Annotated in this window: 14 protein-coding genes and 1 riboswitch; of the genes, 3 read left to right on the top strand and 11 right to left on the bottom strand. The window is 66.9% G+C overall.

All coding sequences use genetic code 11. The annotated features are described in order from the left end of the window. Positions 1-56: 56 nt before the first annotated feature. From CFB50_RS20340 to CFB50_RS20310, 7 genes are all read right to left on the bottom strand, one after another. Positions 57-998, bottom strand: a complete 942-nt coding sequence (locus CFB50_RS20340) for a CopD family protein (protein ID WP_089447015.1) — start codon at positions 996-998, stop codon at positions 57-59. Then, positions 995-1,375: a copper homeostasis periplasmic binding protein CopC gene (copC, locus tag CFB50_RS20335; RefSeq protein ID WP_089447014.1), complete on the bottom strand. Its 381-nt coding sequence runs from the start codon at positions 1,373-1,375 to the stop codon at positions 995-997. The genes CFB50_RS20340 and copC overlap by 4 nt, the downstream gene beginning before the upstream one ends. 14 nt (positions 1,376-1,389) lie before the next feature. Next, positions 1,390-1,737, bottom strand: coding sequence for a copper-binding protein (locus tag CFB50_RS20330; protein ID WP_089448376.1), 348 nt, complete (start codon positions 1,735-1,737; stop codon positions 1,390-1,392). Positions 1,738-1,805: 68 nt separating this feature from the next. Next, entirely contained in the window at positions 1,806-3,101 is a 1,296-nt protein-coding gene (locus CFB50_RS20325; protein WP_089447013.1) for a multicopper oxidase family protein, read from the bottom strand. Position 3,102: 1 nt separating this feature from the next. Further along, positions 3,103-4,599, bottom strand: a complete 1,497-nt coding sequence (locus CFB50_RS20320) for a TolC family protein (protein WP_089447012.1) — start codon at positions 4,597-4,599, stop codon at positions 3,103-3,105. Then, positions 4,596-4,877, bottom strand: coding sequence for a hypothetical protein (locus CFB50_RS20315; protein ID WP_089447011.1), 282 nt, complete (start codon positions 4,875-4,877; stop codon positions 4,596-4,598). Before CFB50_RS20315 ends, CFB50_RS20320 begins: the two co-directional genes overlap by 4 nt. Before the next feature lie 90 nt (positions 4,878-4,967). Continuing rightward, a complete protein-coding gene (locus tag CFB50_RS20310) occupies positions 4,968-5,363 on the bottom strand; it encodes a DUF2946 family protein (protein ID WP_089447010.1) in 396 nt (131 codons plus the stop codon). Positions 5,364-5,607: 244 nt separating this feature from the next. Between CFB50_RS20310 and CFB50_RS20305 the strand changes: the two genes are divergently transcribed. From CFB50_RS20305 to CFB50_RS20295, 3 genes are all read left to right on the top strand, one after another. Next, positions 5,608-6,279: a heavy metal response regulator transcription factor gene (locus tag CFB50_RS20305; RefSeq protein WP_089447009.1), complete on the top strand. Its 672-nt coding sequence runs from the start codon at positions 5,608-5,610 to the stop codon at positions 6,277-6,279. After that, positions 6,276-7,694: a heavy metal sensor histidine kinase gene (locus CFB50_RS20300; protein WP_089447008.1), complete on the top strand. Its 1,419-nt coding sequence runs from the start codon at positions 6,276-6,278 to the stop codon at positions 7,692-7,694. The genes CFB50_RS20305 and CFB50_RS20300 overlap by 4 nt, the downstream gene beginning before the upstream one ends. A gap of 156 nt (positions 7,695-7,850) precedes the next feature. Then, positions 7,851-8,026, top strand: a riboswitch (yybP-ykoY riboswitch). Between the two features lie 73 nt (positions 8,027-8,099). Beyond that, entirely contained in the window at positions 8,100-9,110 is a 1,011-nt protein-coding gene (locus CFB50_RS20295; protein WP_089447007.1) for a sodium:calcium antiporter, read from the top strand. Between the two features lie 90 nt (positions 9,111-9,200). Here the strand turns inward: CFB50_RS20295 and arsH are convergent, their stop codons facing one another. Genes arsH through CFB50_RS20275 form a run of 4 tightly spaced genes read right to left on the bottom strand, consistent with a single transcriptional unit; the run spans position 9,201 to position 11,758 of the window. Next, positions 9,201-9,923, bottom strand: a complete 723-nt coding sequence (gene arsH, locus CFB50_RS20290) for an arsenical resistance protein ArsH (RefSeq protein ID WP_089447006.1) — start codon at positions 9,921-9,923, stop codon at positions 9,201-9,203. Continuing rightward, a complete protein-coding gene (gene arsC, locus CFB50_RS20285; RefSeq protein WP_089447005.1) occupies positions 9,916-10,338 on the bottom strand; it encodes an arsenate reductase (glutaredoxin) in 423 nt (140 codons plus the stop codon). Before arsC ends, arsH begins: the two co-directional genes overlap by 8 nt. A 20-nt stretch (positions 10,339-10,358) precedes the next feature. After that, the gene (gene arsB / locus CFB50_RS20280; protein ID WP_089447004.1) at positions 10,359-11,429 is read right to left on the bottom strand and encodes an ACR3 family arsenite efflux transporter; all 1,071 of its coding nucleotides are present in this window, start codon (positions 11,427-11,429) and stop codon (positions 10,359-10,361) included. After that, positions 11,426-11,758 (bottom strand): ArsR/SmtB family transcription factor, encoded by a 333-nt coding sequence (locus CFB50_RS20275; protein ID WP_069250670.1) that lies wholly within the window; start codon positions 11,756-11,758, stop codon positions 11,426-11,428. Before CFB50_RS20275 ends, arsB begins: the two co-directional genes overlap by 4 nt. Positions 11,759-11,934 lie beyond the last annotated feature (176 nt).

The following is an 11,934-nucleotide window of genomic DNA, read 5'->3' as shown; positions in this document are numbered from 1 at the left end:
CATGCACGAGGCGATTCCCCCGCGGGCCTTCGCTGCCGCGGCTCCGCGCCGTCGCGCTACACCGTGCCCGGCAATGCGCTCGACACGAGCACGGCCGCGACCGTCAGCACGCCGCCGAGCACTAGCGCCTCGATCCGCAACACTGTGCCGAACCGTTTCAGCGAGCCAACCGGGATCGCGGCGGCCGGATCCTTCAATGCAGCCAGCAACGTCGGCATCCCGAAGAAGCGGTTGTGCCCGCCGAGCGCCGCCGCAGTCAGCACGAGCGCGAGCTTCAGCAGCAGGATCTGCCCGTACGCCGACGCAAGCAGATTGGCGGGCGTATCGACGCCGCGCCAGCCGTTGTACGCGCCGGTCGCGAACAGCACGATCAATGCGTAGGTCGACGCATCGGACAGCGACTGCACGAACGATGCGCCGGTCGTACGTTCGCTTGCGGGCATCGCGACAAGCCTCGGCATCACGCCAAATGCCGTCACGAGCACGAGCCCGACCCACGCGCTGATCGCCAGCAGATGCAGCCAGTCGATCCACACCGGCACGCTGAACAAGCCGGCATCCACCGGATGCCCACCGTTGCTGCGCGCGAGCGCGACGCAGGCAAGCGCGGCCCACATCGCGAACGGCAAGCGCGTGTCGTTCGCGCGCCGGACAAACGACAGCGCCACAACGATGAGCATGAACACCGCGCCAGCCAGCCACGCATGACCGAAGCCGGTACCCGCGAGCATTGAGCAGACGGCCGGCCCCGCTTCGAGCAACGACACCTCGCTCATCAGCGCGCAGTGCGCCCAGAACGCGGTGATGCTCGCGGCCAGCGATACGGCGGACGCGATGCGCAGCGTCGCGGCGAGCCGCCGCCCGATGCCGTGCTGCCACGCCGACGCGCCGCGCGCGAGCCAGTGGCGGCCGAGCAGCGCGCCGACGACGACAGCGAACCCGGCATTCTGGATCGCCACCGACACGAGCCGCAGGAGACCGATGAAGCCGTCGTTCACCCCTTCACCCTGAACGTATAGGTGCCCTTCGTGCGATGCGCGTCGGCCGTCATCGCCGCCCACTGCACCGTGTACGCGCCGGGCGCGAGCTTCGGCATCGCGAGCGTCATCACGCGCGGGTTCGCCGCATCGACCTTCGCTTTGTCCTGTGTGACGGCGTTGCCGTTCGCGTCCGACACCTTCACCGAGCTGAACGCCGGTTCGAGGTCTTCGTTAAACGTGAGCCGCAACGTGTCGGGCGCGGTGTCGACCGTGCTGCCCGTCGCCGGTGCGGCGCTTTCCAGCTTGCCGTGTGCGGATGCCGCAACCGGTGCGGCGGCGAGCATCGCACCGGTCGCGACGATCGCGACCAGCCGTGTGAGGTTCGTGATCTTCATGTGCACACTCCACGTCACGGCTTCTTCAGCTCGACGACGGTCAGCGCGCCGTCCACGTCTTCCGCGACAAAGTCGATCTTGTCGCCCGCTTTCACCTGCGACAGCATCGCCGGGTCCTTCACCTTGAACACCATCGTCATCGCGTCCATCCCGAGGTTGTCCAGCGGGCCGTGCTTGATCGTCAGCTTGCCGGCGGCCGTGTCGACCTTGCGGATTTCGCCGTGCGACATGTCCTGCTTCGCCGCGGCTGCCTGCTTCGCGCCGCCGCTCATGTCCATGCCGGCCATGTCGCCCCCTGCGTACGATGCACCGGAAAACACCAGTGCACACCCCGTTGCCATCAAAACCAGTCCCTTCTTCATCGTGTCGACTCCCGAATAAATGAAACGAAACCGGCGGCTGCATTCACGCAGCCGCCGCATGCTGCTGCTCAGCCGTCCGGCAGTTCGCCGGTGTACTCGTATGCGACGGTCCCCTTCGGATGTTTGAACCAGCCCGGATCGCGATAGTCGTTACGGCCAAGCCCCTGCCGCACCTTGCAGACCGTGAACATGCCGCCCATCTCCAGCGGCCCGAACGGGCCCGTGCCCGTCATCATCGGCAGCGTGTTGTCGGGCAGCGGCATCTCCATGCCGCCCATCGCGCCGCCCGTGCTGCCCATCGCCATGTAGTCGGGCACGAGCTTGCCGATGCGTTTCGCGAGATCCTTCTGCGGCACGCCGATCAGGTTCGGCACCTGGTGGCCCATCGCATTCATCGTGTGATGCGACTTGTGGCAATGGAACGCCCAGTCGCCCGGGCGATCGGCGGTGAACTCGATCGCGCGCATCTGGCCCACCGCGACATCGGCCGTCACTTCCGGCCAGCGCGCGGCCGGCGGAATCCAGCCGCCGTCGGTGCCCGCGACTTCGAAGCTGTAGCCGTGCAGGTGGATCGGATGGTTCGTCATCGTCAGGTTGCCGAACCGAATCCGCACGCGGTCGCCCGCGCGCACCGGCAGCGGATCGATGCCCGGGAACACGCGTGAGTTGAAGGTCCACATGTTGAAGTCGGTCATCTCGTTCACGCGCGGCGTGTAGCTGCCCGGATCGATGTCGTACGCGGCGAGCAGGAACACGAAATCGCGATCGACCGGCATCGTGCCGCGATCCTTCGGATGCACGATGAACATGCCCATCATCCCCATCGCCATCTGCACCATCTCGTCGGCGTGCGGGTGATACATGAACGTGCCGTGCGCCTCCAGCTGGAACTCGTAGACGAAAGTCTTGCCGGGCGGGATATGCGGCTGCGTGAGGCCGCCGACGCCGTCCATCCCGTTCGGCAGCCGCAGCCCGTGCCAGTGGATCGTCGTGTGCTCGGGCAGCCGGTTGGTCACGAAGATGCGCACCTTGTCGCCTTCGACGGCTTCGATCGTCGGGCCCGGCGACTGGCCGTTGTAGCCCCACAGGTTCGCGTTCATGCCGGGCGCCATCTCGCGCACGACGGGTTCGGCCGTCAGGTGGAATTCCTTCCAGCCGTTCTTCATCCGCCACGGTAGCGTCCAGCCGTTCAGCGTCGCGACGGGCGTGTAGGGGCGGCCGTTCGGCGGCATGAGCGGCGGCTGCGTAGCCGTTTTCGCCATCGTGGGCGCTTCGGGAAGCGACGCAGCGCCGGCCTTGCTGACCATCGCGGCGCCCAGCAGCGCGGCGCCCGAGCCGCTGAGAAATTGTCGACGGGACACCATGTCAATGACCTTCCGGATGCGGTTGCGTCGCGGGCGCCGGTTGCGCCGCGGGGGTGGATGCCGGCTGCGGTGCAGCGTCGGCGTTTGAAGTGGCTTCGGGTTGGGTGGATGGCGTCGCGCGCGGCGTGGCACCGTCGGACGGCAGCCGCCCTCCGACGGCCATCTGCAGATCGGTTTCGGCGAGCCAGTAGTCCTTCAGCGCATCGATGTAGCCGTTGACCGCGCCGACCTGCTCGCGCGCATCGGCGAGCAGCTCGAACACGCTCGCGAGCATCCCGTTGTAACGCAGCAGCAGCTCGTCGGAGATCGTCTTGCGCAGCGGCACGACTTCGTCGCGATAGTGGGTCGCGACGTCGTAGCTCGTCACGTACGCCGCGTACGACTCGCGCACTTCGGAACGCGCATCAATGGCGGTTTTCGCGAGCCGGTTCGCCGACTGCATGTAGACGGCCTCGGCCCGCGCAACCTTCGCGCCGCCCCAGTCGAACAGCGGGATCTCGACGCTGATCTCGTAGCCGTGCTCGTGCCCCTTGCCGGTCTCGTAGTTGTTCACGTAACCGAGGTCGACCGCATTGACGAAGCGCGTCGCCTTGCTCAGGCCGAGCGACGACGCGACGCCCTGCGTCTGCAGCTTCGCGGCCTGGATATCGAAGCGGTTGCTCATCGCGAACCGCTCGAGATCGGGCAGGTTCGGCCGCGCGTTCGGCAGGTCGGGCAAGCGCTCGGGCAGTGCGTACTGCGTGCGTTCGCCCCACAGGCCCATCGCGCGCGTGAGCTTCTCGCGCGCAGCCACGGCCTGTTGGCGCGCCTTCGCGTGCTGCGCGACCGCATCGGCATGGAACGCCTGTTCACGCGCGTAATCGAGGCGGCTGAAGTTGCCGGCCTGCCGCATGCGCAGCGCGAGTTCGGCAGCTGCGCTCCCGGCATCGCGCACCTGCTGCGCATAGTTCGCGGCCTGCTCGGCAGCGACGGCCTCGACGTACGCGCGGCGTGCGTCGGCCGCCACCTTCAGCATCGCGTCGGCCGTTTCGAGCTTGGTCTGCTCGAAGCGGCGGCGTTCGATGTTCGTCGCGAGCGGCATCGTCAGCAGCGCGAACACGTTCGCCGAGAACGTGCGGCCGAGCGTCAGCTCGCCGTCGCCGGCACGGGTGCGGCTGAACGCGAAGCGCGGGTTCGGCAGCCGGCCGGCCTGGACGAGATCGGCTTCCGACAGCCCGAGCTCCGCATACGAAGCCTGCAGCCCGCGGTTGTTCAGCAGCGCGACCTGCACCGCGTCGTCCATCGACAGCGGCTTCGCAAGCAGTTCCTTCGTGCGCTTGTCGACGGCTTCGCGATCGGCGTCGGTCCTGACCACGACCGCGTCTTTCCCGATGCGCGCCGACGCGGCGGACGACACCGCGTCGAAGCCACCATCCTTCGAAAACGTCGTGCAGCCCGCGAGGAAAGCCAGCACGGCCGCCGCCGCGGCGATCCTCGGCGATATCGCAAGCATCGTCATTGTGCGGTGCCTCCGTGCTTCGAATGAGCGGCGCCGCTTCCGGCCGCGCCGCCCGTCGCACGGCCCTTCGCGGGCCGTTCCATCACGTCACGATTCAGTTGTTTCCAGCCCGGGCCTTCGTCGTCCCGATACGGCCGGTAGCCGTCGAATGCGGACGTCACGGTGATATCCGGCACCGCCGCGGCGGCGTCCGCCGGATCGGGCAACGGGGTTTGCGCAGGCGCGAGCGACGGCGCGAGCGCCGCCGCGCTCAACAGCGCCGCAATGATCAATCGCATGAATGGGTCTCGTCGTGAGTTGCCCGGCGGACGTGACGCCGCCGCCGGAGCGGATTGCAGAGCGCGGCCGGTCGGGGCCGCGGGCTGGGTCTAGACGAGAAACCGGCGCGGCGGCCTGTCGATGCCGCCGGTCAGGAACGACACGACGACCGGCGTCGGAGCGAAAGCGACGATCGCGATACCGATACCCGACGCAACGGACATCGCGGGAAGATCCGCCATGCCGGCGCCGAGGCAGCAGGACCCGCATGCGGAACATGGCTGTGCATGTCGCGCGTGATCGTCGTGCGTGTGCTGATGCTGATGCTGGCCACCATGCGCGTTCGGCATTGCATGCGGCACTGCCTCGACGGCACTTGCCCCGCCTTCCGCATACGGCATGGCCGCGCCCCCGCCCGCACACGCCATCGACACAGCCGCGAACGACTGGATCGGCAGGCTCAGCGCCAGCAGCACGACGACGAGGAATTGGCGCCAGTACGACATGGATGCGGAATCACGCAGGCAACGACCGGATGGGCCGGCGCAGCGCCGCGACGGCGCGCTCCGGGGACACGACGGCCGCAGCTTATCGCCGTCGCGGTGACGACGACATGGCCGAAACATGACCGGCGTTTCATGACAATTCCGTCATCCGGCGGTCATCCTTCGCGCACGCGCGGCGCCGTAAGCTCACGCGTTACACTGACCGGCTGGAATCACGGATGAATCACGGACAGCCTGCCCCACCATGCGGATACTGATAGTCGAAGACGAACCCAAGATGGCGTCGTACCTCCGGAAAGGGCTGATGGAGGCGAGCTACACGGTCGACGTCGCGGAAAACGGCAAGGACGGGTTGTTCCTCGCGCTGCACGAGGATTTCGATCTCGTCGTGCTCGACGTGATGCTGCCGGAAATGGATGGCTTCGAGGTGCTCAAGCGGCTGCGCGCGCAAAAGCAGACGCCCGTGCTGCTGCTCACGGCGCGCGAGGCGATCGAGGACAAGGTCGCCGGGCTCGAACTGGGCGCCGACGACTACCTGCTCAAGCCGTTCGCGTATGCCGAATTCCTCGCGCGCATCCGCTCGCTGCTGCGGCGCGCACCGCGCAACGTGCGCGACATCCTGCAGGTCGCCGATCTCGAAGTCGACCTGATCCGCCGCCGCGTGCGCCGCGCCGACACCCGGATCGACCTGACCGCGCAGGAATTCGCGCTGCTGCAGTTGCTCGCCGAACGCGAGGGGGAAGTGCTGACGCGCATCTTCATCACGTCGCAGATCTGGGACATGAATTTCGACAGCGACACGAACGTCGTCGATGCGGCGATCAAGCGCCTGCGCGCGAAGATCGACAATGCCTACGAGAAGAAGCTGATCCACACGATCCGTGGGATGGGCTACGTGCTCGAGGATCGCTCGTGACGCGCCGCCCCGGCGCGTATTCGCTGCTGCGGCGCCTGACGCTCGCGTTCGCCGTCGTCGCCGCGCTCGTGTTCGCGCTGACCGGCGCATACCTGTACCGCTCACTGTCCGCCGAGCTGACGCGGCGCGACGACATCGAGATTTCCGGCAAGCTCAACCAGTTCCTGCAGCTTGCACACGCGAGCGGCTCGATCGCCGCGCTGCGCGCCGATCCGGCCGTGTTTCACGAGGTGCTGCTGTCGCACCCGGGCGTGTATCTCGGCATCTACGATGCGCAGAACCGCGCGATCGTCGAGCATTCCGACGAAGCCGGCAATACGCTGGCGTCGATGATCGCCGCACCGCATCCGGCCAGCCGAGCCAGCGTGCCGTTCACCTGTTCGCCGCCCGGCGTCGGCACGTCGCGTTGCGTCTATGCACGCGAAACGCTGCCGTCCGGCGATGCAATCCAGGTCGCGCTTGCCCGTACGGCGACCGATCGCCAGTCGCTACTCGAAAGCTATCGCGTCGACATCTGGCTCGCGGCCGCCGTGGGTGCGCTGCTGGTCGGCGCGCTCGGCTATGCGGTTGCGTCGCGCGGCCTGCGCCCGGTCGAGAGTCTCGGCCGGCAGACGTCGCGCATCGAGGCCCACAACCTGAACGCACGGCTCGACGCGCGCGGCGGCCCGGTCGAGCTGCATGAACTCGCGACGTCGGTCAACCGGATGCTCGACCGCCTCGAACGCGCGTTCGTGCGGCTGTCGCAGTTCTCGTCCGATCTCGCGCATGACATGCGCACGCCGCTCGCCAACGTGATCAGCGCGTCGCAGGTCACGCTGTCGCGCGCGCGCACGACCGAGGAATACGAAGCATTGATCGATTCGAACATCGAGGAATGCGAACGGTTGCAGCGGATGATCGAGAACATGCTGTTTCTCGCGCGCACCGATAACGCACGGCAGCACCTGAAGACCACCGCGCTCGATGCGGGTAGCGAGCTGCGCCGGCTCGCATCGTATTTCCAGGCGCTGGCCGACGAAGCCGGCGTGCGGATCGACGTACACGGCGAAGCGCCGGTCGTCGCCGATGCGACGCTGTTCCGGCGCGCCGTCAGCAACCTCGTGTCGAATGCGCTCGAACATGCGGAGGCCGCGTCGACGATCGAGCTGGCGGTTTCCGCGCAAGGCCGCTACGCGGTCGTCGAAGTCACGAATCGCGGCGCCGCGATTCCGCCCGAACAGGTCGACAAGATCTTCGAGCGCTTCTACCGCATCGATTCGTCGCGGCACGGCGCGGCGCGCAACGCCGGGCTCGGGCTCGCGATCGTGAAGTCGATCATGGAACTGCATCGCGGCAAGGTCGAGGTCGCGAGCCGCGACGGGCGCACGACGTTCGCGCTTTATTTTCCGCGCGGCACGGCAGCGCAAGTCGGTTAGCGATTCTCATTCACGACACGTACGCCATACCCACGCCAACGCGTGCCGAATGCCTTCTGATGCGGCATGAGCGTCCGCCATGCGCGCACCTTTCCTCACCCGATGCGTGGATATGCATCGGCAAGCTTGCCGAAAGCCATCCGCTCGACTAGACTGCCCTTCGTCTTTGGGGAGTAGCCTGCTTTCCGTCCCCGGAAAGCGATCGTGTCAACACACTCGGCCTGCGGCCGTGGCACGATCAGCCTGATTGGCCTGGCGAGACCATAGGCGCATCGCGTCGTTCCTGGTCGGACGTCGGCGGATGCGCCATGGTTTGTCAGCGTCCGACCACGGAGTCCCCATGTTCCCCGCCGCCTTCTCCCCGCGTTTCGCCGCCGTCCGCGCCCATGCCTGCGGAGGTGCCGCATGACGTTCATGTTTGTCGAACTGGCGTTCATGCTGGTCGTCATCCTCATCGCCGCCGAGGTCTTCACCAATGCGCTCGAACACCTCGGCGAACGCCTGAAGATTTCCGAAGGCGTCACCGGTTCGCTGTTCGCTGCCGTCGGCACCGCGCTGCCCGAAACGATGGTGCCGCTGCTCGCGCTCGCGGGCGGCACGGCGAACCAGGCCGTGAACGAGGAGATCGGCGTCGGCGCGATTCTCGGCGCGCCGCTGATGCTCGCGACGCTCACCACCTTCCTGATGACGCTCGCCGTGATCCGTTCGCGCGGGCTGCGCGGCACGATCGCGCCCGAACGCACGGGCTTCGTGCGCGACATGAACTACTTTCTCGCCGCGTTTTCGCTGGCCACCGCCGCGATGTTCGTCCCGCATCACAACGGCGCCGTGCGTGCGCTGCTCGCGGCGATGCTGGTGGGCATCTACGTGATGTATGTCGTGATGACGTTCCGGGCGTCGAACCAGCTCGTCGACGCCGGGCACGGCACCGAGGCGCCGCACACGATGTTCCTGGCGCGCCTGGGTGTGCCGACCAACCTCGCGACGATCGCGCTGCAACTGCTCCTCGGTGTCGCGCTGCTGGTCGGCGGGGCGAAGGGCTTCATTCACGGCGTGGAAGGTGTATCGCACGCGCTCGGCGTATCGGCGCTGCTGCTGTCGCTGATCATCGTGCCGATCGCGACGGAACTGCCGGAGAAGGTCAACAGCGTGCTGTGGATTCGCCGCAGGAAGGACACGCTCGCGTTCGGCAACATCACCGGCGCAATGGTGTTCCAGGGCACGCTGCTGCCGGCGATCGGCATCATGCTGACGCCGTGGGAGCCGCGCCCCGAAGTGCTGACCGGCGTGATCATCACGCTCGCGGCGGCGGCGTGGCTGCGCGTCAATGCGCGCACGCGCGGGCTCGCAATCTGGGCGTTGCTCGCGAACGGCGCGGGGTATGCGGGGTATCTGTTCCTGACGCTGGCGCGTTGAACTTGCTCAACGGACTCAACGGACGCGCCGGGAACGATCCCGCTGCCCGGCGCGAACGAAGCATCGTCGCGCCGCCGGCCCGCAAGCGATTCAGATGCGCGTCTGGTTCACACGCTGCGACAGTTGCTCGGCGCTTTCCTTGCGTTCGCTGTACCGGTCCGTCAGGTACGCGCCGACGTCGCGCGTCAGCAGCGTGAATTTGACCAGTTCCTCCATGACGTCGACGACCCGGTCGAAATACGCGGACGGCTTCATCCGGTCGTCGTCGCCGAATTCCATGAACGCCTTCGCGACGGACGACTGGTTCGGGATGGTCAGCATGCGCATCCAGCGTCCGAGCACGCGCATCTGGTTGACCGCGTTGAACGACTGCGATCCGCCGCTGACCTGCATGACCGCCAGCGTCTTGCCCTGCGTCGGCCGCACCGCGCCGACCGACAGCGGAATCCAGTCGATCTGCGATTTCATCACGCCGGTCATCGCGCCGTGCCGCTCGGGGGAGCACCACACCATGCCCTCCGACCATTGCACGAGCTCGCGCAACTCGGCCACCTTCGGGTGGTCGTCGGGCGCATCGTCAGGCAGCGGCAAGCCGGCCGGATTGAAGATCCTTGCTTCGGCGCCCATCGCCGCCAGCAACCGCGCCGCCTCCTCGACCAGCAACCGGCTGAACGAGCGCGTGCGCAATGACCCGTAGAGCAACACGATTCGAGGCGGATGCGTCGACGGCTGCACGGGCTGCAGCCGGCTCGCGTCCGGCACGCGAAAGAGCGCGGCATCGAGTTGCGGCAGATCGTTCAATCGGTCAGACACGCTTGCCCTCCGCATTGATCACGATCTCGCCGTCTTCCTTCGCAAACGGCCCCTTCTGCGGATCGGGCAGGATGTCGAGCACCTGCTCGGACGGACGGCACAGTCGCGTGCCGAGCGGCGTCACGACGATCGGGCGATTGATCAGGATCGGGTGAGCGACCATGAAGCCGATCAGGTCGTCGTCGCTCCATTTCGGATTGTCGAGATCGAGTGCTTCATACGGTGTCCCCTTGCGCCGCAGCACGTCGCGCACGGGGATGCCGATCGCCGCGATCAGCGCGCGCAGTTCTTCGTGACCTGGCGGCGTTTCCAGATAAAGCACGACGCGCGGCTCGACGCCGGCGTTGCGAATCATCGCCAGCGTGTTGCGCGACGTGCCGCAATCGGGGTTGTGATAGATCGTGATGTCGGTCATTTCGGGATTCCTGAATGGTTTCACGCGCACTCGTACCAGCCCTTCGAGCGGTTGACGACGCGCACGACGAGCAGCATCACCGGCACTTCGATGAGCACGCCGACGACGGTCGCGAGCGCTGCGCCGGAATGGAAGCCGAACAGGCTGATCGCGGCGGCCACGGCCAGCTCGAAGAAATTGGACGCACCGATCAACGCCGACGGACACGCGATGCTGTGCTTCTCGCCGACGAGACGATTGAGCCCGTAGGCGAGCGCTGCGTTGAAGAACACCTGGATCAGGATCGGCACCGCGAGCAGTGCGATCACCAGCGGCTGCTTCAGGATCGCCTCGCCCTGGAACGCGAACAGCAGCACCAGCGTGGCCAGCAGCGCGGCGATGGACCACGGGCCGATCTTTGCCATCGCGCGGTCGAACGCCGCCGGCCCCTTCGCGAGCAACAGCCTGCGCCATACTTGCGCGAGGATCACCGGGATGACGATGTAGAGCACGACCGACGTGAGCAGCGTCGCCCACGGCACCGTGATGGCGGACATCCCCAGCAACAGGCCGACCAGCGGCGCGAACGCGATCACCATGATGCTGTCGTTCAGCGCGACCTGCGACAGCGTGAACAGCGGATCGCCGCCCGTCAGCCGGCTCCACACGAACACCATCGCCGTGCACGGCGCGGCGGCCAGCAGGATCAGGCCGGCGATATAACTGTCGATCTGGTCGGCGGGCAGCATCGGCGCGAATAGCTGCCGGATGAACAGCCAGCCGAGCAACGCCATCGAAAACGGCTTGACGAGCCAGTTCACGACGAGCGTCACGCCGATCCCGCGGACGTGCTGCCGAACCTCATGCAACGCGCCGAAGTCGACCTTGACCAGCATCGGCACGATCATCACCCAGATCAACAACCCGACGGGCAGGTTGACCAGGGCGTATTCCATGCGGCCGATGTGCTGGAAGAGCCCGGGCAGCGCCTGGCCCAGCGCGATGCCGAGCACGATGCACAGCGCCACCCACACGCTCAGGTAGCGCTCGAAGAAACCGATGGCGGGCTGCGCCGTCACGGCTTGCGGTTGTGCGACGTCCGAGCCGGTCATGCGTCGCCTCCGCAGCAATCGGGCGCCGTCGGCACGCCACAGGCCGCGCCGGCGCAGCAGTTCTCGGTCAGGAACCCGATGAGGCCGCTCATCGATTCGAAATTCGCCGCGTAATAGATGAACCGGCCGTCCTGACGCGCGGTGACCAGGTCGGCATGCGACAAATCCTTCAGGTGGAACGACAGGCTCGATGGCGACAGCCCGATTTGCTGGGCGATCGCGCCAGCCGGCAGCCCTTCGGGCCCGGCCACGACCAGCGCGCGAAAGACGGCCAGGCGCGCTTCATGAGCAAGCGCGCCCAGGGCGCGCACGACGAGATTGGAGTCCATGGCGCGAAGGATAGCGCCATCATTTCAATATTTCAAGCATTGTTGAAATGAAGATGCTGATCCCGTGCGTGGCCGCACTCCAGCCCTTCGCGCACCGTCAAACGGAGCCGCACGCGCGGCTTCCGGCCCGACACGCATGGCGCCGGTGCAGCCGCCCGCCTCACGGACGGGCAACG

Source organism: Burkholderia sp. AU33423, assembly GCF_002223135.1.
GTDB classification, from domain to species: Bacteria; Pseudomonadota; Gammaproteobacteria; order Burkholderiales; family Burkholderiaceae; genus Burkholderia; species Burkholderia lata_D.
The sequence above is the reverse complement of the archived record's forward strand: the minus strand, read 5'-3'. Positions and strand labels throughout refer to the sequence as shown.